This is a genomic window from Acrocarpospora catenulata (assembly GCF_018476525.1).
Taxonomy (GTDB): Bacteria; Actinomycetota; Actinomycetes; order Streptosporangiales; family Streptosporangiaceae; genus Acrocarpospora; species Acrocarpospora catenulata.
In genome coordinates this window covers 57,622-82,089 of the sequence record NZ_JAHCST010000019.1, presented here as the reverse complement: position 1 = coordinate 82,089, position 24,468 = coordinate 57,622, and the positions used below count along the sequence as shown (strand labels likewise).

Here is a 24,468-nt window from a genome sequence, read left to right as displayed (position 1 = left end):
CGTCCGTGATCGCCGCAGCCCCGTTCGGCATCGCCGCAGCCCCGTCCGGGAGCGCCGTAGCTCCGTCCGGGAGCGCCGTAGCTCCGTCCGGGAGCGCCGTACCCGTTGCTGGGACCGTTGTCGTGGCTGGGACCACGTAGGCGACCAGCCGTCTGAGCCCTGGGTGGTCCTCCCGGCCGACCACCACCGCTTGGGCGATCGACGGGTCGCCTTCCAGGACGGCTTCGATCTCCGCGGGCTCGATCCGGAAGCCGCGGATCTTGAGTTGGTCGTCGGCGCGGCCGAGGTATTCCAGGTGGCCGTTCGGTGTCCAGCGGGCCAGGTCGCCGGTGCGGTACATGCGGGCGCCCGGCGTGCCGTACGGGTCGGCGGTGAAGCGTTCGGCGGTCAGCGCAGGGCGGTTGAGGTAGCCCCGGGCCAGGCCGGGGCCGGAAAGGTAGAGTTCGCCGGTTACGCCGGGGAGAACGGGGCGGAGGGCCGCGTCCAGGACGTACGCGCGGGTGTTGGCGACCGGGCGGCCGACGACGGGGGCCGGGGTGTCGCCGATTCTGGCGATCAGGGCGTCGACGGTCGCCTCGGTGGGGCCGTACAGGTTGAAGGCCTCGGTGGTCTGGAGGGCCGCCAGGCGGGTCCAGAGTGCGTCGGGTACGGCCTCGCCGCCGACGCCGACGACGGCGAGCGGGCAGGCGCCGTCCTCGATCAGGCCAGAGTCGATCATCTGGCTCAGGAAGGACGGGGTGACCTCGATGAAGTCCAGTCCCCCGGCGCGGATCGCGGCGACCGCGAGATCGGGGTCACGGCGGGTTTCGTCGTCCATCAGGTGCAGGGCGTGGCCGTCCAGTAGCCAGAGTTGCGGCTGCCAGGAGGCGTCGAACGCGAACGACCAGGCGTGCCCGACTCGCAGGTGACGGCGGCCGGTACGGCGTTTGGCCAGGTCGTGGAGCATGTGCCGGTGGCTGTGGAAGAGGTTGGCGACGCCACCGTGGCTGATCACCACGCCCTTGGGCTTGCCGGTGGAACCCGAGGTGTAGATCACGTACGCCGGGTGGCTGGGGTCCAGGGCCGTTGTCAGGTTGCCGGTGTCCGTATCCGTGTCCGTGTCCGTATCCGGCGTCGGATGGTCGAGCCGGAGCACCGGGGTGTCCCAGTCAGGGGTCTCCCCGACCGTCAGGACGAGGAGTGGCTGGGCGTCGGCGAGCATCTCGCGAATGCGGGCGTCGGGTAGGGAAGGGTCGATGGGGAGATAGGCGGCACCGGATTTCATCACCGCGAGGATGGCCAGCAGATGGTCAGCCGTCCGGGGCAGTGCGAGAGCGATGATCTTCTCGGGTGCGGCGCCGTGCTCGGCCAGGCACCGGGCGAGCTGGTTGGCTCGGGCGTTCAGTTCGGCGAACGTCCAGTTCACCGGGCCCGCGACGACGGCTGTGGCGTCCGGGGTCGCGGCGGCCTGGGCTTCGAAGAGGGCCGGGACGGTGGTGGGTTCGGCAGGGAGCGCGGTGGCGTTCCAGGTCTCCAGCAGGGTGTGGCGGGTCTCCGGGGTGAGGATGTCGAGGTGGGCGACCAGCTGGGCCGGGTTCTCGGTGATCGCTTCGAGGATCCGTACCAGGGCGGTGGTGAGCCGTTCTGGGTGGTCGATGCGGTCGGGGTGGTACTCGGCGGTCAGGGTGAGGCGTTCGCCGGGTTCGACCGCCCAGGTGAGCGGGTAATGGGTGGCGTCCTGGTGGTCCAGGACGGTGATGCGAGGGCTCCGCTCGGCGGCGAGGCCGGGATCCGGATAGGACTCGAAGACCAGCAGCGTGTCGAAGAGGTCGCCGAAGCCCGCCTGGCGCTGGATGTCGGCCAGGCCGAGGTGGTGGTGCTCGATCAGCTGGGCCTGCTCCCGCTGGAGGCGGGCGAGCAGGTCGGCCACCGTCTCCCGTTCCCGGAGGGTGACCCGGACGGGAATGGTTGTGATGAAGAGGCCGATCATCTCCTCGACGCCGGGCAGGTCCGCCGGGCGTCCGGCGGCGGTCGCGCCGAAAACGACGTCGTCGCGACCGGTCAGGCGGGAGAGCACCACCGCCCAGGCGGCCTGGATGATCGTGTTGAGGGTGAGGCCATGAGCACGGGCCAGGGCGGTCAGCGCGTTCGTGAGCTCCGGCGTGAGCGCCCGGGTGAGGGTCTCCGGAACCCCCGGATGGGCGGGGCCGGAGTCAGGGAAAACCGATTCAAGGGAAGCCGCGTCACGGGAAGCCGAGTCGCGGGAAGCCGAGTCGCGGGAAGCCGGGTCGGCGGACACCAGGCGAGTGGAACCCGAGTCGCCACGCGGAAGGTGGGTGGGGCCGTCCAGTCCCTGTAGCGCTGCCGACCAAGCGGTCTCGGCGGCCGGCCTGTCCTGCTGGGCGAGCCAGGTCAGGTAGTCCCGGTACGGGCGGGGGCCGTCGTCGGTCGTTCCCGCGTATAGGGTGGCGAGTTCGTCGATGAGCCGGGGCAGGGACCAGCCGTCGAGCAGGATGTGCTGGTGGGTGAGGATCAGGCGGTGGCTCTCAGGACCGGTCCTGGCCAGGAGCATGCGGAGCAGGGGTGGGGTGTCGGGGTGGAAGCGGCGGCGTTCCTCGGTGAGGTAGTGCTGCCAGCGGTCTTCGTCGAGGTCGGTCAGGTCGATCTGGCGCCAGGGGAGGATGACCTCGCGGGGGATGACGGCGACCGGTCGGCCGGTGGACAGGTAGCGGAATCCGGCGCGTAGGTTCTCGTGGCGGTCCAGGAGTCGCTGGGCGGCCGTGCGGAGCCGGTCAGGGTCCAGTGGTCCTGATATTTCGTAGGAGATTTGGACGTTGTAGAGGTCAGGACCGGTATCGAAGGAGGCGTGGAAGAGGAGCCCGGCCTGGAGGGGCGCGAGCGGGAGCACGTCGCAGCCGGGTGGGAGTTCGGCGCGTTCCGCGTCGGTCAGTTCGAGCAGCGTGCCCGTGACGGGGAGACGTACGTCGAGTTCGGAAGCGATCTCGGCGAGGGCGGCCACGGTGCGGTGGCGGAAGACGTCCCTCGGGGTGAGGGCGAGTCCGGCCGCACGGATGCGGCTGACCAGTTGCATGGCGATGATGCTGTCGCCACCGAGGGTGAAGAAGTCGTCCCCGGTGCCGACCCGGTCCAGGCCGAGCACGGTCGCGTACAGGCCGGCCAGGAGCTCTTCGCGCGGCGTGCGCGGCAGGGCGGTGCCGACTTCGGCGGTGAAGTCGGGCGCAGGAAGGGCACGGCGGTCGAGCTTGCCGTTGGGGGTGACCGGGAAGGCCGCCACCTCGACGAAGGCGGCGGGGATCATGTACTCGGGCAAGGTGGCCGCCAGGTGGGCGCGGAGTGCGGCCGGGTCGATGGGCCCGCCATCGCGCACAGGAACATCGCCACGCATGACCGCGCCGCCACTGCCGATCACGTACGCAACCAGGCGCTGTCCCTGCGCGAGCACGGTGGCGTGGGCGATCGACGGGTGCCGGGTGAGGGCGGTCTCGATCTCGCCGAGTTCGACCCGGAAGCCCCTGATCTTGACCTGGTCGTCGGCGCGGCCGAGGAATTCGAGTATGCCGTCGCGAGTCCAGCGGGCCAGGTCGCCGGTGCGGTACACACGCGCGCCCGGCCCGCCGAACGGGTCGGCGACGAAGCGTTCGCCGGTCAGCGCGGAGCGGCCGAGGTAGCCGCGCGCGAGCTGGCGTCCGGCCAGGTAGAGCTCCCCGGTGGCCCCGGGCGGGACGGGGTTGAGCGCGGCGTCCAGGACGTACGCGCGGGTGTTCCAGACCGGCCGCCCGATGGGCACGCCCGCCGATCCGGCCGGGATCTCGATGGCGGTGACGTCCACTGAGGCTTCGGTGGGGCCGTAGAGGTTGTGCAGTTCGGCGTCCAGGACCTCGTGGAAGCGGGCGGCCAGGGGCGCGGGGAGGGCTTCGCCGCTGCACATGACCTGGCGCAGGCTGCCGCAGCGGCCGGCGGCGGGTTCGTCCAGGAAGGCGCGGAGCATCGAGGGCACGAAGTGGGTGGTGGTGACGCCCTCGGCCTGGATGAGTTCGACCAGGTACGCGGGGTCCCGGTGACCCTCGGGCCGGGCCACCACCAGGGTCGCGCCCGTGATCAGCGGCCAGAAGAACTCCCAGACCGACACGTCGAAACTGGAGGGGGTCTTCTGGAGGACCCGGTCGTCCGGCGTGAGGCCGTAGGTGTCCTGCATCCAGAGCAGCCGGTTGACGATGCCCTCGTGCGGGACGACGACCCCCTTCGGGCGGCCGGTGGAGCCCGAGGTGTAGATCACGTACGCGGGGTGGCGGGGGTCGGAAATATCCGGCAGCTCGCCCGGCGGGCCGACGATCGGCTCGCGGACGACGTGGACCGGCTGGGCGTCCTCGATCATGAAGGCGACGCGGTCGGCCGGGTAGTCGGGGTCGAGCGGCAGGTACGCGGCCCCCGTCCGGTGCACGGCCAGCAGGGCGACCACGAGTTCGACCGATCGGGGCAGCGCGACGGCCACCGTACGCTCGGGGCCCGCGCCCATTCCGGCCAGCGCGCGGGCGGCGCGTTCGACTTCGGCGTCCAGTTCGGCGTACGTGAGGCGGCGGTCCTCGAAGACCAGTGCCTGCGCATCAGGAGTGCGTGCGACCTGGGCGCGGAACAGCTCCTGAAGGGTGGTCGCCGGGACCCCATGGCTGGTGGCGTTCCAGGTGGTGAGCACCTGGTCGCGTTCGTCCTCGGCAAGAATGTCCAGGTCGCGAATGGGCGCGGCCGGAACGGCGACGACCTGCTCCAGCAGCCGGAGCAACCGCTCGGCCATGCCCTCGACCGTGGTCCGGTCGAACAGGTCGGCGCTGTACTCGATCCAACCGTCCAGGCCGCCCTCGCTCTCGATGAAGTCGAAGCTCAGGTCGAACTTGGCGGCCTCCTGGCCGACGGGCTGCCGGGTGACGGTCAGGCCCGGGAGGTCGAGGGTGGCGTCCTGGCCCGTCAGGTAGACGATCATGACCTGGAAGAGGGGATGGCGGGCGAGGGAGCGTTCGGGGTTGAGCGCCTCCACCAGGACGTCGAAGGGCAGGTCCTGGTGGTCGTAGGCGGCCAGGTCGGTCTCGCGTACCCGGCGGAGCAGGTCCTCGAAGCTCGGCGCGCCGGACACGTCCGTACGCAACACCAGGGAGTTCACGAAGAAGCCGACCAGGTCTTCCAGGTTCTCCTCGTCCCGTCCGGAGATCGGCGTGCCGAGGGGGATGTCGTCGCCCGCGCCGAGCCGGTGCAGCAACGCCGCCACCGCGGCCTGGACGACCATGAACATGCTCACGCCGTTGGCCAGGGCGAGCCCGCGCAAACCGCCTGCCAGCTCGGGGCCGATCCGGAGTCCGGCCACTCCCCCGCGCTGACCTCCATCATCGGAGCGTGGCCGATCCACGGGCAGCACCAGCTCGTCGGGAAGCCCGGCGAGGGCCTGCCGCCAGTAGTCGAGATGGCCGTCCTCGACCTCGTGCCAGAGCGTGTAGTCCGCGTACTGCACCGGCAGCGCGGCCCAGCCGGGGGCCTCCCCCGCCACCCGGCTCCGGTACGCCTCGGCCAGGTCGCGTCGTAGCGGACGGTCGGACCACTCGTCGGTGGCGATGTGGTGAACCACCAGCAGCAGCACGTGCTCGTCGGGCGCGAGCCGGAACACCCGCGCCCGCAGCGGAGGTTCCCGGTCGAGCGCGAACCGCTGCCCCGCCGCCTCGGCCAGCCGCGCGGCCAGCTCGTCCTCGCCGACCTCCGCGACCGGTACCGCTATGCGGGCATCCTCCAGAACCCGCTGGTACGGCCGCCCATCCCGCTCGGGGAACACCGTGCGCAGGGTCTCGTGCCGTGCCACGACATCCTGGACGGCCGCCTCGAACGCGGCCACGTCGAACCGGCCGGACACCCGCCAGGCCATCGGGATGTTGTAGGCGGCGTCGCCGCCCTCCAGCTGATGGACCACCCACAACCGCTGCTGGGCGTGCGACAGCGGAACGAGCTCCGGCCTCTCGGCGACCTTGACCGGACCACGCCGCCGCTCCCCCATCGCCCGCAGTCGCCGAGCGAGTCGCGCGGGTGTCGGGGCCTCGAACACCTCACGGAGCGAGACGTCGGCTCCCAGCGCCGACCGGATCCGGCTCACCAGGCGCATGGCCAGCAGCGAATGCCCACCGAACGCGAAGAAGTCGTCGTCCACCCCGACCCGCTCGGCCCCCAGCACCCCCGCGAAGAGCCCGCACATGATTTCTTCGCGCGCGTCCCTGGCCTCGCGCGTCACCACGCCGTCCACCGGCACGGGCAGCGCGCTCCGGTCGAGCTTCCCGGCGATCGACCGGGGCAGCGCGTCCAGCTCAACGAATGCCCCGGGAACCATGTGTTCCGGCAGCCTGCCGGCGGCGAACGCACGCAACTCCGCGGGGTCCAGCCCCGGGGCGTCCGGGACCACGTAGGCGACCAGGCGACGTACGCCGGGGGTGTCCTCGCGGACGATGACGGCAGCCTGGGCGACGGTGGGGTGTCTGCGGAGCACGGCTTCGATTTCGCCGGGCTCGATTCGGAAGCCTCGGAGTTTCACCTGGTCGTCGGCGCGGCCGAGGAACTCCAGGGTGCCGTCCGTGCGGCGGCGGGCCAGGTCGCCGGTGCGGTAGAGGCGGGAGCCGGGAACGCCGAAGGGGTCGGCGACGAAGCGTTCCGCCGTCAGGGCGGGACGGGCCAGGTAGCCGCGGGCCAACCCTTCGCCGGAGAGGTAGAGCTCACCGGGCACACCGACCGGGACCGGTCGGAGCGTACGGTCGAGAACGTGGGCCCGGGTGTTGGCGATGGGTCCCGCCCAGGGCTGCGGGCCGCCATGCCAGCCGTAGGCGTCCACGGCACATTCGGTCGGGCCGTACAGGTCGTGGACCATGGTGCCGGGGAGGGCGCACAGGCGGGCCCAGAGTTCGGGCGAGGTCGCCTCGCCACCCACCGCGATCACCCCCGGGCGGTACACGTCCTCGTCCAGGAAGCCATGGTGGATGAGTTCCCGCAGGTAGGTCGGGGTCAGGTCGACGAAGTCGATCTTCTGCTCGTCCAGGTAGGCCAGCAGGGCCGCCGGGTCGGACATGGTCGTCTCATCGACAACATGCAGTTGGTGCCCGGCCAGCAGCCAGAGCAGCGGCTCCCACGACCCGTCGAAGCTGAACGAGGCCGCGTGCACCGCGCGCAGCGAGTCCCGCCCGGCGGCCTGTACCGCTGGCTCGATCAGGTCCGTGCGATGGGAGCCGAACAGGTTGGTCAACCCGCGATGCGTCCCCACGACACCCTTTGGAGTGCCGGTGGACCCCGAGGTATAGATCACATAAGCGGCGGCGGACGGAGACGGGGCCTCCCACTGACCTGCCCCGCCCAACTCCTGCTGACCGGCCTGGCCTGCTTCGCCCCACTCCGGCAGGGTGATGCCGGTCACCCCGTCCGGGAGGGTAACGGCTGCCGTGGTGAGCACGCAGGTGGCGGCCGTTTCGGTGAGCATGTGGCGGAGCCGGTCGGCCGGGTGGGCGGGGTCGAGAGGCAGATACGCCGCCCCGGCGGTGAGCACGCCGAGGACGGCGGGGACCATCTCGGACCTGGGGAGCGCCAAAGCGACCACGGGTCCCTCGCCTTGGGCGCCCTCCGCCGAGCCCTGGTGGCGTATCAGGCGGGCGATGGTGTCGACCCTGGCGGCGAGTTCGGCGAAGGTCAGGGTGCGCCCGCCGGTGACCAGGGCGATGTGGTCGGGCCGGGTGTGGGCGGCTTCGGCGAAGAGTTCGGGGACGCTTCTGGGTTCGATCGGCCGAGTGGTGGCGTTCCAGGTGCCGGTGGCGGCTTCGCGTTCCTCGTCGGTGAGGACTTCGAGGCGGCTGATCGGGGACTCGATGCCGGTGGCGAGCTGGGTCAGCAGGGCGACGGCGCGGTCGGCCAGGGTCTGCGCCGTGTTCTGGTCGCAGCGCTCGGTGGCGTACTCCAGGAGCAGGGTGAGGTCGGTGACGTGGTCGACGAAGGTGAAGTCCAGGTCGAACTTGGCGGTCTCGATCCGGGTCGGCCACCACTCGGTGGGCAGGCCGAGCACGTCCGGGTCTCCGTCGGGCCGGTAGTGGTACCCCAACATGACCTGAAATAGCGGGTTACGTCCGGGCACGCGGGGCGGGTTGACGGCCTCGACCAGGCGCTCGAACGGCAGGTCCTGGTGGTCGAAGGCGGCCAGGTCGGCGGACTTGACCCGCCCGAGGACCTCTTCAAACGTGGGGTCGCCCGACAGGTCGGCCCGCAGCACCAGCGTGTTGACGAAGAAACCGACCAGGTCGTCCAGGCTCGCGTCGGTACGTCCCGCGATGGGCGCACCCAGGGGGATGTCGTCGCCCGCGCCCATCCGGTGCAGCAACACCGCGACACCGGCCTGGAGCAGCATGAACATGCTGGTCCCCGTCTCGGCGCAGATCCCGCGCAACGCGGCGGCGGTGGCGGCGGGCACCTCGGCCCGGACCAGCCCGCCCCTGCCGTCCGGGTCCACGGAGCGGGCCCGGTCGAGCGGCAGCGGAATCTCCTCCGGCAGCCCTTCCAGGACCTCGGTCCAGTACGCGAGTTGCCGTGCCCCGTCCTCGGCCAGGAGTCTGTCCTGCCAGAGGGTGTAGTCCGCGTACTGCACGGGCAGCGCCGCCCAGTCGGGGGCCTGGCCGCGTACCCGGGCCTGGTAGGCGCGATCGAGGTCCCCGAGGAACGGCCGGTCCGACCATTCGTCCGTGGCGATGTGGTGCAGGACCATCGCGACGACATGGTCGTCGTCGGAGATGTGGAGTACGTGCGCCCGCAACGGGGGCTCTGTCGCGAGGTCGAATCCCCGGGTGGTGATCTCCCGGACCCGGCGGTCCAGGTCCTCCGGCAGGCAGTGCTCGACGGTGAAAGCCGGGTTTCCGGTGTCCAGGATGTGCTGGTAGGGCGCGCCTTCGTGCTCCGGGAAGACGGTGCGGAGTGCCTCGTGGCGTCCGGCGACGTCGGCGAGGGCCTGCCGCAGGGCGTCCACGTCGAGGCCGCCGCGCAGCCGGACGACCAGCGGGAAGTGGTACGCGTCCCCGCCGCTCAGCCGCTCGGCCAGCCAGAGGCGGCGTTGTGCCGGAGATACGGGGATTCGTTCGGGCCGGGGTACGGCGACGACCGCCGGGCGGGCGGGCTTGTTCTGGGTGGTGCGCGTGGCCAAGGCGGCGGGCGTGGGCGCCTCGAAGAGGTCGCGGATGGCCAGTTCGGCGCCGAGTTCGGTGCGGGCCCGGCTGATCAGGCGGGTGGCCAGGAGCGAGTGGCCGCCGAGGTCGAAGAAGCTGTCCTCCGCTCCTGCTTGAGGCAGGCCGAGGACTTCGGCGAAGAGGCGGCAGAGCACCTCCTCCTCGGGGGTGCGGGGGCCCCGGCTGGAGGAGGTGGCCACCGGTTCCGGGTCGGGCAGGGCGGGGACGTCGAGTTTGCCGTTGTCGTTCATCGGCAACCGGTCGAGGACGACGAAGGCGCTCGGGACCATGTAGTCGGGGAGCTCCTGGCGTAGGTCGTCCCGTACTCGGGTGATCACGCCGGCGGCCAGCCGTCCGGCGGCGGGGGCGTTGGCGTAGGGGGCGACGCCAACGCCCGGCCAGTACAGGCCCGAGGTGCTGCGGAACTCTCCGCGTACGAACACCGCGTCGAAGTGACCGGGTTCGGCGGACCAGGTCGTGAGCACCCGGTATCCCTCGGCGGCCCCGAGCACCCGCAGGTCCTCGGGCTCCACACCGCCACCGGTAGCACCCTCCGGCCGGAGTTCACTGAAGGCACGGGCGTCCGGAATCCCCGTCACACGCAGCCAGTCCGCCCCCAGGTCCCGGATATATCCGGAAATGTCGCCCAGGGTCTCCCAGGGCAGCGTTGGTACGTCGCCGAGGGCGAGGTCGGGCGTGCCCCGATGCAGCACGACGTCGTACCGGTACCGGGTCAGTTCGTTGTGATGGCGACCCGGCTTGGTCCGCAGGTCGTGCGGATGGCCGAGGGTGGTGAAGTAGTCCGGGTCGACAAGCAGTTCCTTCTCCAGCGCGAGCGACCGGTCGACGGCCGCCGCCGACCCGCCACGGGCGAGGCTGATCGCCGTGTGGAACGTCCGCGCCGTACGGAGATTACGGACATCCCCGAGGAAGAGCGCCCCGTCGGGCGTGAGCAGCTCCATCGCGCCGTTGATCACCTCGGTCAGGTGATCGACACTGGGGAAGTACTGGATGACCGAGTTGATGACGATCGTGTCGAAGTAGCCCGAGGGAAGCCCCGTGAAGTCGTGGGCAGGCTGGCACCTCAGTGTGACCTTCGTGGCCAGGGCGGGATCGCGGCGCAGGTCCTCGCCGATCTTCCGGATGACGGGTGCGGCCAGGTCGGTCGCCCAGTACGCCTCCGCGTCGGGGGCGAGCTTCGAGAGCAGCAGCCCGGAACCGACGCCGATCTCCAGGATGCGCCGGGGCCGCAGCTCCCGGATCCGGGCGACGGTGTTCTCCCGCCACTCCCGCATGTGCTCCAGCGGAATCGGAGCCCCGTCGTAGCTGCTGGTCCACCCCGCGAAGTCCTCGGTGAAGACGGCGGTGCCGATCTCCTCGTACTCGTCGGAGTAGATCTCGCGCCACTCCCCGATCTGCGCACGCTCGGCGGACGCCCGCTCCGCGCCGGACAGCTCGGCCGGCACCAGGTAGGCCACCAGCCGCTGCCCGCCCGCCGGATCGTCCCTGGCCACCACGGCGGCCTGGGCGACATCCGGCCGCCGGGTGAGCGCGGTCTCGATCTCGCCGGGCTCCACCCGGTGCCCGCGGATCTTGACCTGCCCGTCGGTACGCCCCAGGAAGTCCAGGTTCCCGTCCGCCCGACGCCGTACCAGGTCACCGGTGCGGTAGACCCGCTCCCCCGGCTCCCCGAACGGATCGGCGACGAACCGTTCGGCGGTCAGCGCCGGCCGTCCGAGATACCCCCGCGCGAGGCCGATTCCGGCGATGTACAGCTCCCCGGCGACCCCGTCTGGCACGGGACGGAGCCAGGCGTCCAGGATGTGCGCTCGGGTGCCCCTGATGGCGCGTCCGACCGTGGGTGTCGCGCTGTCGTGGGTGCCGCCGCCGAGTGTGTTGATCGTGTACTCGGTGGGGCCGTACAGGTTGTACCCGTAGGTGCCCTCGGTGTCGCGGAGCCTGCGCCAGACCGTCTCCGGCACCGCCTCGCCGCCGAGCAGCACCAGCGGCGGCCGGTGGCCCTCCAGCAGTCCTTCCTCGATGAGCAGGTGGGCGTAGGTCGGGGTGACGTTGACCACGTCCACCCGGTGCGCCTCGCAGTACGCGACCAGGGCCTGGGCGTCCCGCCGCAGTTCCTCATCGCAGACGTGCACCTCGTGGCCTTCGACCAGCCAGAGCAGTTCCTCCCAGGACATGTCGAAGGCGAAGGACACGGTGTGCGCGATCCGCAGCCGCCGCCCGCCGGCCGAGGCCACCGCCGGGTCGAAGATCTCCCGCTGGTGGTTGATCTGCATGTTGGTCAGACCCCGGTAGGGGGTGACGACGCCCTTCGGCCGCCCGGTGGACCCGGAGGTGTAGATCACGTACGCCGGGTGTTCCAGGCTGAACGGCGGCCGCTCCTCGGCCGTCAACGCCTCGCCCGACATTTCGGAAATATCCTCATCGAGGAGGACGCGGGGCATGGATCCCGCGAGCCGGGGCGACACGGCGGCGGTGGTGAGCAGCAGGACCGGCCGGGCGTCGTCGAGCATCACGGCCAGCCGGTCGTCCGGGTAGTCCAGCTCCAGCGGCAGGTACGCCGCCCCCGTCCGGAGCACCGCGAACAACGCGGCCACCATGTCGATGGAGCGCGGCAGCCCGAGCGCGACGACCTGCTCAGGCCCAGCCCCGTGGGCCAGCATGAGCCGGGCCAGCCGGTTGATCCGCGCGTCCAGCTCCGCATAGGTGACCCGCTGCTCGCCGAACACCAGCGCCACCGTCTCCGGGGTGCGGGCGGCCTGCGCGGCCAGCAGGTCGGCGATGCTCTCCCCTGGTACGGGCACCCGGCCGGCGGCCCACTCCACCTCCAGCGCCGCCCGCTCGCCGGGCAGCAGCGGATCGATCCGTCCCACCGGGGTGTGCGGGTCGGCGGTGAGCCGGTCGAGCAGCAGGACGAACCGGTCGAGCAGGGACTGCGCCTGGGTGCCGTCGATCAGGTCGGGCCGGTGCGCGAGGGTGACCCGGATCCGCCGGCCCGGCGTGACGATCAGGTTGACCGGGTAGTGGGTGGCGTCCACGTTGGCCACGGCCGTCGCGCCGTACCGGTCGTGCAGGTCGGCGAGCCGGTCCTCGGTGTCGCCGTCCCTGAGCACGAAGAGCGTGTCGAACAGCCGCCGGTGCCCGGACTCGGCCTGGAGCACCCCCAGCCCGAGGTACTCGTACGGCAGCAACTCCAGCCGCTCCCCCTGGATCCGCCGGAGCAGCGCGAGCACCGGTTCCGCCGGGTCGAACGCGATCCGCGCCGGCACCGTGTTGAGGAACATCCCGACGATGTTCTCCACGTACGGCACCTCGCTGGGCCGACCGGCCACGGTGGTGCCGAACACCACGTCGGTACGGCCGGTGGCCCCCGCGAGCACCAGCCCCCAGGCGGCGTTGAGCACCGTGTTGAGGGTGAGCCCGTTGCTCCGCGCGGTCTCCCTGATCCGGTCGCCGAGAGCAGCGGTCAGCTCCGCGTCCAGGCTGTCGGGGATGACCGGCCGGCCTTCTGACTCGGCGAGCAGGGTCGGCTCGGCCAGTCCGCTCAGCGCCCGCCGCCAGGCGCGGGTGGCCTCCTCGGTGTCCTGCGCGGCCAGCCAGCTCAGGTAGTCGCGGTAACTTCCGGCCGGAGGCAGTACGGCCTGGGGGGACTCATACAGGGCGAAGAGCTGCTGGAAGAACAGCCACGCCGACCAGCCGTCCCAGAGCAGGAGGTGGCGGCCGATGACCAGGCGGTCGCCGCGGTCGCCGAGCCGGATCAGCAGCAGGCGGAAGAGCAGCGGGCTTGCCAGGTCGAAGCGGTGGTGCCGTTCGGCGTGGAGCACCTCGGCGAGGCGGGTCTCCCTTTCGGTGTCCGGGAGTGCGGACAGGTCGATCTCGTCCAGTGGGATCTCGGGGTCGGCCACGATGAACTGCACCGGCTGGCGCAGGCCGTCGCTGGTGAACCCGGCGCGCAGGCTGGGGTTGCGGTCGAGCAGGAGGCGCACCGCCGTGCGGAGCCGGTCGGCGTCGAGCGGGGTGGCGAAGTCGAAGTACTCGTGCACGGTGTAGACGTCGAGCGCGCCGTCGTCGTACGTGGCGTGGAAGAAGAGCCCTTCCTGGAGGGGGGCGAGCGGCCAGACGTCGGCGACCTCGCCCTGTTGCCGTACGTGGGCCAGCTCTTCCGGGGTGAGCGTGAAGGTGTCTGCCGCCGGGGTCGTGCTCGTGAAAGCAGGGGCGATTGCCGCCAGGGCGGCGGGGGTGCGGTGTTCGAAGACGTCCCGGGGGCTGAGGTCCAGGCCTGCCCTGCGGGCCCGGCTGGAGACCCCGATGGAGCTGATGCTGTCGCCGCCGAGCAGGAAGAAGTCGTCGTCGGCCCCAACCTCTGGTCGCTTGAGCACGGCGGCGAAGATGCCGGTCAGCAGGTGTTCCCCGGCGTTGGCGGGCTTGCGGTGTCCCGCTTGTACGCCGCGCGGGGCCGGCAGCGCGTCCCGGTCCAGCTTTCCGCTCGGGCTGAGCGGGAGGTCCGGCAGGAACACGTACGCGTTGGGCACCATCGCGGGTGGCAACACGACCTGAAGCGCTTCGCGCACGTTGCTCTCGGCCGGGGGGTCACCCACGGGGACGAGGTAGGCGGCGAGCGTGGTGCCGTGCACGGTCACCGCGGCGCGGGCGATGCCCGGCAGGCGGGTCAGGGCGGCTTCGATCTCGCCCAGTTCGATGCGGTTACCGCGGAGTTTGACCTGCCGGTCGGTACGGCCGAGATACTCGATGACGCCGTCCTCGCGGCGGCTGACCAGGTCGCCGGTGCGGTACATCCGGGTGCCGGGCGGGCCGTAGGGGTCGGCGACGAACCGTTCGGCGGTCAGCCCCGGCCTCTTGTGGTACCCCCTGGCTAGCTGCACCCCAGTCAGGTAAAGCTCCCCGGGCACCCCGACGGGCACAGGCCGCAGGCACAGGTCGAGCACCCGCAACCCCGTGTTCCAGACCGGCCGCCCGATCGGCACGACCGACATTTCCGAAATATCGGCACATGACTGGTAGGTCACGTCGACCGCGGCCTCGGTCGGGCCATACAGGTTGTGCAACGGCACCCCGGTCAACGCCAGCCACCGATCGGCGACCGCCCCCGGCAGCGCCTCACCGCTGCTGAACACCCGGCGCAGGCTCCCCGCCCACGACGGATCGTCGGCGACCTCCTCCGCCGCCAGGAACGCCTCCAACATGGAGGGCACGAAGTGCAGGGTGGTGACGCGACGGGCAAGGATCAGCCCGGCCAGGTAAGCGGGATCCTGGTGACCGCCCGGCTTGGCGAACACCACCGCCGCCCCCTCACAGAGCGCCCAGAAGAACTCCCACACACTGACGTCGAACCCGGCCGGTGTCTTCTGCAACACCCGATCCTCGCCGGTCAGCCCATACTCGCCCTGCATCCAGGCCAGCCGGTTCACAATCGCCCGATGGCTGACCACCACCCCCTTAGGCCGCCCCGTCGAACCAGAGGTGTAGATCACATACGCCGGATGATCCGGCTCCACCACTCCCCACGACACCTCCCCCCGACAGTCCGGAACATCGCCCCGCCCGACGACGTCCACCACGCTGCCCGGCACTTCCTCTGGTGCGTCCAGGAGGACGCGCGTGGCGTTGTGCTCCGGTAGGCATTCGGCGGCGGCGCGGGTGGTCACCACCGTGCGGGTGCCCGAGTCGGCCAACATGTACGCCACCCGCTCGGCCGGGTAGTCCAGGTCGATCGGCAGATAGGCGGCCCCGGACTTCAGCACGCCCAGCAGCGCCACCATGAGATCCACCGACCGGGGCACGGCCACGGCGACGACCTGCTCCGGGTCGGCGCCCAGGGCCCGCAGACGCAGGGCCAGCGCCTCTGCGCGGGTGTCCAGTTCCGCGTAGGTGAGGCTCTCCTCCTCGTAGACCACGGCGGTGGCCGACGGGGTTCGGGCGACCTGGGCCTCGATCAGGTCCACCAGGGTTCCGGTGAGGGTTTGCGTACGTGCCCCTTCCGGGTGAGCCTCGGCGAGTTCCTCCGGGGAGAGCAGGTCGAGCTTGGCCACGGCCTGCCCCGGGTCGGCGGCGATGGCCTGGAGGATCCTGGTCAGCCGGTCGGCGATCCCCCGGACCTGGTCGGGGTCGAGTCTGCGCGCGTGGTACTTGAGGCGCAGGTCCAGCCGCCGCCCTGGCTTGACGATGAGGGCGAGCGGATAGTGCACGGTGTCGTGGAACTCGTGCCCGATGATGCTCACCCCGTCAGCGGAGAGCCCGGCCTCCGAGGGGTAGTTCTCGACGACGATCAGAGTGTCGAACAGGTCGCCGCCGCCGGTGTGCCCGGCCAGCCGGTGCAACTCCCCCAGCCCCAGGTGCTGATGGTCGAGCAGAGCCGACTGCTCGTCCTGGACCCGGGTCAGCAGCTCACCGAGGGTCGCACCTGGGCGCCAGCGGAACCGCGTGGGCAGGGTGTTGATGAAAAGACCGGCCATCGACTCGATCCCAGGTACGTCAGCGTCCCGCCCCGAGACAGTCGTACCGAAAACAACGTCCTGCCGTGCGACCGTCCGACCGAGCAGCAACCCCCACGCGCCCTGAACCATCGTGCCCAGAGTCACGCCAAGCTCCCTGGCACGAGCGGTCAACCGGACGGTGACGTGCTCTGGCAGCTCAACCCGTACCTGACCGGGAACGGGAGCACCCGCCACCGGCGGCGTCGTGACCATCCGAGTGGGCTCATCGATCCCCGCCAGCGCCTCCCGCCACGCCATCCGCGCCGCATCCCGGTCGCGCCCGGCCAGCCGCCGCAGATAAGTCCGGTACGGAGTGACACCCGGAAGCTCGCCCTCCCCATAGAGGGCCATCAACTCCCGATGAAGCACCGGCAGCGACCAGCCGTCCGCCACGATGTGATGGAAGGTGAGCACCAACCGGCTCCCATCCTCACCCGCCCGAACCAGCGCACACCGCACCAGCGGCGGCCAGGCGAGATCAAACGGCCGCGCCCGCTCCTCACCGAGCACCCGCTCGACGACCGCTTCCACCTCTGCGCCGACCGAACCGACCTCCCGCCACGGCAACTCCAGCCCCTCGGCGATGAGCTGCACCGGCCCGCCATCCGGCCGAAGCCGAAAACAGGCCCGCAAGGGCACATGACGATCAAGCAACCGCTGCGCCGCCCGACGAAGCCGGCTCCCGTCCACGGGCCCGCCGAGTTCAAGGACCTGCTGAACGACATAGGCATCGGCATCCGCCCCATCGACCAGCGAGTGAAAGTAGAACCCCTCCTGCAAGGGAGTGAGTGGCAGAAACTCCGACACTTCCAAACCAGCAGACCCAGCGGATCCCCCCAGACCAGCCGGGCCAGCCAGTCCAGCCGGGTCGGCCGATCGATCGAGACCGTCGAGACCAGCCGAACGAGCCGACCGACCTACACCGTCAAGACCGTCGAAGCCAGCCGCACCGCCCGGATCATCCACACCACCGGGACGGGCCGACCGGCCCGAACCGTCAAGACCGTCGAAGCCAGCCGCACCGCTCAGATCATCCACACCACCCGGACGGGCCGACCGGCCTGAACCGTCGAGGCCATCGATTCCAGCCGGAGCGCCTAGGAGGTGGATACGCTCCTCGTCGGTCAGCGGCATCAACGGCTCTTCCGACATTTCCGGAATGTCGGTGACGTCGGTGACGGTCAGGGCGAGTGCGGCAACCGTGCGGTGGTGGAAGACATCGCGGGAGGTCAGCTGGAGTCCGGCTTCCCGAGCGCAGACAAGCAAGCGGATGGCGCTGATGCTGTCCCCGCCCAGCGCGAAGAAGTCGTCGTCGATGGTGACCGAAGCCACCCCGAGCACCTCCGCGTACAGGCCGCAGAGCAGCTCCTCACGCGGGTCACGCGGCGCACGTCCGGAACTGAGCGCGCCATAGTCGGGCATGGGAAGCGCGGCAGCGTCAATCTTCCCGCTGGTGGTGACCGGAATCCGATCGATAGGCACAAACGCCGCCGGAACCATGTAGTCCGGTAGGAACTCGGCCGCATGCACCCGCAAGGTCCGCATCAGCGCAGTGATGTCCCGGAAAGGCGCAGGAGTGTTGGCATGCGGCACACCACCGTTCGCCCGGTACACCTCGCCCAAATGCTCGCGCGAGAAAGCACCGAACCAGTCGCGCGAGAAGACGCCCGCCCCGTCATGGGAGAAGACGCCCGCCCAGTCACGCGAGAGGATGCCCGCCCCATCACGGGAGAAGTCGCCGGATTCCTCACGCGAGGGGACATCCGACCGGTGGCGTGAAAAGACCATGTCCAGAGCGTCGGCCTCCGCGCCCCAGGTCACGGCCACGCGGTAGCCCAGCCTGTCGCCAAGCGCATACAGTTCCTCGGGATCGACCCCGGGACACCCCGAATGACTGGCGTCCTGAATGGCAGAGAACGCCACCAAATCGTCCGCCAGCCGAACATTGGGCATACCGACCACCCGCAGCCGATCCGGCCCCCGCTCCAACCGAGCCACCAGCTCAGTCAGCCCGTCCCACACCACTTCGCCGATGAGATGTCCGCCAGGAAATTCCGGCGTGAGGTCTTCAGTCGATTTGCCGGAGGTCTCCCCTTCCGACACCGGCGGCGCCTCAGACGAGTTGTCAGAGGTTTCCCCCTCCGACACCGACGGCGCTTCAGACGAGTTGTCAGGGGTTTCCCCCTTCGACACCGACGGTGCTTCAGAATTGGCCAGGTCGGGCCCGGAGACTTCGTCGACGAAGCGAACCGCATAGCCTACGGACTTCAGAGCGTCGGACTCATAATCCGTGGGTCGTGAATCCGCATCGGCAGGGACAGGTCGCAAGGTGACGTCGTAGCGGTATCGGGTGAGCTCGTTGTGGTGCTTGCCGCGCTTTATCTGGATTTCTGATGAGAAGTCGGGGAGCGCGGCGAAGTAGTCAGGGTCGAGAAGGAGTTCGCCCTCCCAGGCCACCGACCGGTCGACGGCGGCGCGCAGGGCCTGCTTGTCCTCGTGCGACCGGCGTGATTCGACCGCCGCGCGTAAACAGCGCAGCAGGCGCAGGTTACGGACGTCGCCCACGAAGATCACGCCTCCGGGCGCGAGCAACGTGGTGGCCTGACGGAGCACGTCGGTCAGGTAGTTGGCGCTCGGGAAATATTGGGCGACCGAATTGATCACAATCGTGTCGAAGTACCCGACCGGTAGTCCGGTTGTGTCATGCGCCGGCTGCGCACGCAACACAACCCGGTCGGCATGGTCGGGTCGCGTGTGGGGCCACATCCGGGTGACCTGGTCGCGGAGTGCGGCGATGGCGGATTCGGAGAGGTCGGTTCCCCAGTAGGTTTCGCAGGAGGGGGCGATCTGTGACAGGAGAAGGCCGCTGCCGACGCCGATTTCCAGGATGCGGCGAGGAGCGAGGGACAGGATCCGGTCGACCGTGGCGTCGCGCCACTCGCGCATCTGGTCGGACGGGATCGGCAGGCCGTCGTACATGCTGTTCCACCCGGCGAAGCCTTCCTCGGCCGCCGCCTCGTAGAGCAGGTCGTGCAGGTCCTTCCAGTCCGCGACCCTGTCTGCCTCGGCGGTCAGGGAGGGGACGACGTAAGCCGCGAGGCGGCGGTCGCCAGGGCGGTCCTCGCGTGCGATGACCGCGACCTGGTCGACCGCCCGGTGCCCGCGCAGCACCGACTCGATCTCGCCGGGCTCGATCCGGAAGCCCCGGATCTTGATCTGGCTGTCCGCCCGGCCGAGAAACTCCAGTCGCCCGTCCTCCGTCCACCGGACCAGGTCACCGGTCCGGTAGAGCCGCTCCCCCGGCGCGCCGAAGGGGTCGGCGACGAAACGTTCGGCGGTCAGCGCCGGCCGCCCGAGATACCCGCGCGCCAGCCCTTCCCCGCCCAGGTACAGCTCCCCCGTCACCTCGGCGGGCACCGGTTCCAGGCGGTGGTCCAGCACGTACGCCCGGGTCCCCGGATCGGGCCCCCCGATGGGCACGATCGATCCGGGCGCGATCCCGGGGTCGCACAGCCCGAGGGTGGAGTTGGTGGTGGCCTCGGTCGGCCCGTACGCGTTGAACATCATCCGGCCGGAGGCGTACCGGGCCACTAGTTCGGGGGAAACCCGTTCGGTGCCCGCCAGCAGCGTGGCCGTGGCGGGCAGCTGGATGTCCGGGGGCATCGAGTCCAGCAGGGCCGGAGGCAGGATCATGAACGTGATGCCGTGCGCGTTGGCGTAGTCGGCCAGCGGCGCCCCCGGCACCCGGCGCTCGGACGGCACCACCACCAGCCGCCCGCCGGAGAGCAACCCGAGGCAGAGGTCCCAGAAGGCCACGTCGAAGCTGGGCGAGGCGAACTGGAGCACCCGGCTCTGCGGCCCGATCCCGAACCGCTCCTGCTGGGTGGCCACCAGCTTGGCCACCCCCGAGTGGGCGAGCACGACCCCCTTGGGCCGCCCGGTGGACCCCGAGGTGTAGATCACATACGCCGCGTTGAGCACGCTCAGCCCGCCACGGTCCGGATCATGCACCGGCCGCGAGGCCAACTCGGCCAGGCTCTCGGGCGCGTCCAGCAGCAGCAGCGGCACCCCGCCAGGCGATCGACCGGAATCGCCAACCTGATCGCGAGCAAGGTCACCGGCCAGGCCACCATCGGAGGCGCCCTGATCACGAGGGAGCTCACCGGCCAAGCCGACATCGGCGGCGGCTTGGCCGGGAGCGAGACCAGGAGCGAGACCAGGAGCGAGACCAGGAGCGAGACCAGGAGCGAGACCAGAAGCCAGGCCAGAAGCCAGGCCAGAAGCCAGGCCAGGAGCGAGGTCGCGGGCCACGGCCGTGGTGGTGACCAGGCAGATCGGTGTGGCGTCGGCCAGCATGTAGGCCACCCGGTCAGGTGGGTAGTCGGCGTCCACCGGCAGGTAGGCGGCGCCCGACTTGAGCACGGCCACCTCGGCGATGATCAGTTCCGCCGACCGGGGCACGGCCAGGGCCACCACCCGCTCCGGCCCGGCCCCTCGGGCGATCAGCGCGTGGGCCAGCCGGTTGGCGCGTTCGTCGAGCTCGGCGTAGGTGAGTTGGACGTCCTCGAAGACGAGGGCGACGGCGTCGGGACGGGCCCGGACCTGGTCGGCGAACATCTCAGGCCAGGTGCGTAAGGGTAGGTCATGGGAGGTGTCGTTCCATTCGGTCAGGATGCGCTGCCGCTCGGCGGGTGCAAGGGTCGCCGTCTTTTCCCCAATGCCGGACACCAAACACCAAACCTCTCAGAACATGACAAACGACCCCCAACAGGGGCCGCGATCGTTTCCGCGTACTAAGGTAAGCATTACCTAAGTACTTGGGAAGGCCGCAAGCCAAGAAATAAGGCGTGCCTAACCTAACTTGCAGGAAGGAAAGACCCCGGTGGTTCGGTACAGAGGCCCGGCCCTGCTGATCGGCAGCCTGGGCGCCCTGCTGGTCCTGCTCTGCCTGTTATCCCTGGCCCTGGGCGCGCTCAGCATCCCCCTCGACCAGGTCGTCCAGACCCTCACCGGCCACGACGTGGACCGTACGACCGGAAACGTGATCTGGTCGGTCCGCGCGCCCCGCACCGCCCTCGGCCTGGCGGCGGGCGCGGCACTCGGCGTCTCCGGCGCGCTCATGCAGGCGCTCACAAGGAACCCGCTGGCCGACCCCGGCCTGCTCGGGGTGAGCGCGGGCGCCGCGTTCGCGATCGTCGCCGCGATGGCCCTGCTCGGCGTCACCTCACTGTTCGGCTTCATCTGGTTCGCCCTGGCCGGGGCCCTGCTCACCAGCCTGGTCGTGTACGCGCTGGCCCGGCTCGGCAGATCCGGCCTGACCCCGGTGAAGCTGGCGCTGGCGGGAATCGCGGTCACCTCGCTGCTCTTCTCGGTGACCAACGCGATCATCCTGATCGACCCGGAGTCGCTCAACCGCTACCGCTTCTGGTCGGCCGGATCGCTGGCCGGCCAGACCGGCGAAGTCGTGCTCCAGATCCTGCCGTTCGTGGCGGCCGGGACGCTGATCGCCCTCGCCTGCGCGCCCGCACTGAACAGCCTGGCACTCGGCGACGACGTGGCCACCTCGCTGGGCCGCCGCCCGGCCCTGGTCCGGGCCGCCGGAGTGATCGCGATCATGCTCCTCACCGGCGCGGCGGTGGCCGTGATCGGCCCGGTGGTCTTCCTCGGCCTGGTGGTGCCGCACGTGGCCCGGGTGCTGGCGGTCCGGGCCGGGGTCGGCCCCGACCACCGCTGGCTGCTCCCGATCTCCGCACTGCTGGCGCCCATCCTGCTGCTCACCGCCGACCTGGCCGGACGGCTGGCGGCCCGCCCCGCCGAGATCCAGGCCGGCGTCCTGATCGCCTTCATCGGCGGCCCGTTCTTCATCGCCCTGGTCCGCCGACGCCGCCTCGCGGAGCTCTGAGACATGACCTACTTCCGGCTCGCCGTCCCCCCGATCTCCGGCGTGTTCCGGCCGAGGATGCTGGCGCTCTGCCTGCTGCTGGCCGCCGCCGCCTTCCTCGCCTTCTGCTCGGTGGTCGCGGTCGGCGACTACCCGATCACGTTGCCCGAGGTGGTCCAGGCGCTGGCCGGGGTCGGCGACCCCGGCACCCTGCTCATCGTCCGCGAGCTCCGCCTGCCGAGGGCCCTGGCCGGACTGCTGGTCGGGCTGGCCTTCGGCGTGTCCGGCGCGCTCTTCCAGACCATGGCCCGCAACCCGATGGCCAGCCCCGACGTGATCGGCCTCACCCAGGGTTCCGGCACCGCCGTGGTGGCCGCCATCACCCTCGGCTGGACGGGCGGGCTGAGCGTGCAGGCCATCGGCCTGCTCGGCGGTCTGGCCACCGCCCTCCTGGTGTACGCGCTGGCCTGGAAACGCGGCACCACCGGCTACCGGATCATCCTGGTCGGCATCGGCGTCTCCTGGATCTGCACCAGCGCCACCGACTGGCTGATCGCCAGGGGCGGCCTCTTCCAGGCCCAGGCCGCGGTCGGCTGGCTGGTCGGCAGCCTCAACGGCCGGGACTGGAACGCGGTGCTCCCGCTGGCCCTGGCCTGCGCCGTGCTGCTGCCCTGCGCGCTGCTGCTCGGCCGCCAGCTGCGTACCCTGCAGCTCGGCGACGACGTGGCCGCCGGTCTGGGCACCCGGGTGCAGCTGGTCCGCTTCGGCGTCCTGCTGGCCGGGGTGGGGCTGATCGCGTTCGGCACGGCGGCCGGGGGGCCGATCGCGTTCGTGGCGCTGGCCGCGCCGCAGATCGCCCAGCGGCTGGCCGGCGCCGCCTGGCCGCCCGCGCTCGCCTCCGGCCTGACCGGCGCCCTGGTGGTGCTGGCCGCCGATCTGACGGGGGCGCGCCTGATCCCCAACATGGAACTCCCCGTCGGGATCGTCACCGGCGTGCTCGGCGCGCCTGTCCTGCTCTGGTTGCTCATCCGCGCCAACCGCGCGGGATCAGGAGGCTGACCCCCCATGTACGAGACGTACGAACCTGACCTGAGGGCCTCCGCCCTGCACCTGGCCTACGACGACCGGCCGGTGGTCACCGGCCTGGACGTGGCCGTGCCGCCCGGCAAGGTGACCGCCATCGTGGGCGCCAACGCCTGCGGCAAGTCCACCCTGCTCCGCGCGCTGGCCCGGCTGCTGGCCCCGCGCCAGGGCGCGGTCACCCTGGACGGCCTGGCCCTGCGCTCCATCCCCACCCGGGAGCTGGCCCGGCGGCTGGGCATCCTGCCGCAGAGCCCGGTGGCCCCTGAGGGGTTGACCGTGATCGACCTGGTCACCCGGGGCCGCTCGCCGCACCAGACCTGGTGGCGGCAGTGGTCGGCGGCCGACGAGGCCGCGGTGCGGGGCGCCCTGGAGGCCACCGGCATCACCGATCTGGCCGAGCGCGCGGTGGACGAGCTCTCCGGCGGGCAGCGGCAGCGGGCGTGGATCGCGATGGCGGTCGCCCAGGGCACCCCCGTGCTGCTGCTGGACGAGCCGACCACGTACCTGGACCTCGCCCACCAGGTGGACGTGCTGGATCTGATCACCGACCTGAACCGGCGGGAGGGCCGGACCGTCGTGATGGTGCTGCACGACCTCAACCAGGCCGCGAGATACGCCGACCACGTGATCGCCATGAAGGCGGGCCGCGTGGTGGCGGAGGGGCCGCCGGACCAGGTCATCACGGCGGCCACCGTCGAGGAGGTCTTCGACCTGCGGTGCCAGGTGACCACCGACCCGGTCAGCGGCACCCCGCTGATCATCCCGATCGGCCGCCACCATCACGCGGTGAGGTAACCCCCCATCACCCGGAAGAAGTCGGTGGCCGCGTGCTCGGCGCCGTCCTCGGTGCGCACCCGCCGGACCAGCAGGCCGTGCCGGTGCCCGGTGCGCGCGTCGGCCCCGGCCACCACGACCACGCCGTCGCCCTCCCTGATGAAGATCCGGCCGGGGGTGCCGCCGTACCGGCCCTGGGAGACGGCGGCGGCGGTGATCCGGATGCGTTCGCCCCGGTAGTGGGTGAAGGCGTTCGGGTACGGGTCGGACTGCGCGCGTACCAGGCGTTCCAGGTCCTCGGCGGGCCAGGTCCAGTCGATGCGGCTGTCCTCGATGGCGCGCTTGTGGAAGAAGCTGGCCTTGCCGCGATCCTGTGGGGTCCAGTCGGCCTTGCCGGACTCGATCAGGTCCAGGGCCTCGTGCACGATCGGCTCGATCAGATCCACGGTACGGAAGAACAGGTCGGTGGCGGTGTCCGTCGGCCCGACCGGCACCGCCCGCTGGACCAGGATGTCGCCCGCGTCGAGGTCCTCGGTCATCCGGTGCGCGGTCACCCCGACCTCCGGCTCGCCGTTGATCAGCGCCCAGATCAGCGGCGAGAACCCGGCGTACGCGGGGAGCAGCGAGTCGTGCACGTTGAGCGTGCCGTGCGGGGGCAGGTCGTAGATCTCCGGCGGGAGCCAGGTCCGCCAGTTGTTGGCCACGATCAGGTCCGGCTCGGCGTCCCGTACCGCGTCCAGCAGGGCCTGGTCGGTGGGGCGGGTGCGGAGCAGCGCGGGCACCCCGTGCTCGGCCGCGAGGTCGGCCACCGAGTCGTCCCAGATCCGCTCGTAGGCGTGCTCGCTGCGCGGATGGGTGACCGCCAGCGCCACCTCGTGCCGGGAGTCCAGCAGCGCCCGGAGCGTGCGGTGGCCCCAGGTCTGGTGGCCGAACATGACAACCCGCATGGGGGGATCCTCTCCGGAGGGGTCGTTGCAAGGTAAGGCTAACCTTATTTACC

The 24,468-nt window shown here is 70.9% G+C and carries 5 protein-coding genes; 3 read left to right on the top strand and 2 right to left on the bottom strand.

The window, feature by feature from the left end; all coding sequences use genetic code 11:
• Positions 1–20,458 (bottom strand): non-ribosomal peptide synthetase (locus KIP79_RS21220; RefSeq protein ID WP_308169820.1); only part of this gene is annotated, 20,458 nt, incomplete at its 3' end.
• A gap of 154 nt (positions 20,459–20,612) precedes the next feature.
• Between KIP79_RS21220 and KIP79_RS21205 the strand changes: the two genes are divergently transcribed.
• From KIP79_RS21205 to KIP79_RS21195, 3 genes are read left to right on the top strand one after another with little or no spacing between them, the layout of a single operon-like run.
• On the top strand, positions 20,613–21,632 hold the full coding sequence (locus KIP79_RS21205; RefSeq protein WP_214106624.1) for a FecCD family ABC transporter permease: 1,020 nt from the start codon (positions 20,613–20,615) through the stop codon (positions 21,630–21,632).
• A gap of 3 nt (positions 21,633–21,635) precedes the next feature.
• Positions 21,636–22,670: a FecCD family ABC transporter permease gene (locus tag KIP79_RS21200; RefSeq protein ID WP_214106623.1), complete on the top strand. Its 1,035-nt coding sequence runs from the start codon at positions 21,636–21,638 to the stop codon at positions 22,668–22,670.
• A gap of 6 nt (positions 22,671–22,676) precedes the next feature.
• A complete protein-coding gene (locus KIP79_RS21195; protein WP_214106622.1) occupies positions 22,677–23,489 on the top strand; it encodes an ABC transporter ATP-binding protein in 813 nt (270 codons plus the stop codon).
• On the opposite strand, the gene KIP79_RS21190 is transcribed toward KIP79_RS21195, so the two are convergent.
• Positions 23,474–24,415, bottom strand: coding sequence for a methionyl-tRNA formyltransferase (locus KIP79_RS21190; RefSeq protein ID WP_214106621.1), 942 nt, complete (start codon positions 24,413–24,415; stop codon positions 23,474–23,476). The genes KIP79_RS21195 and KIP79_RS21190 overlap by 16 nt on opposite strands.
• Positions 24,416–24,468 lie beyond the last annotated feature (53 nt).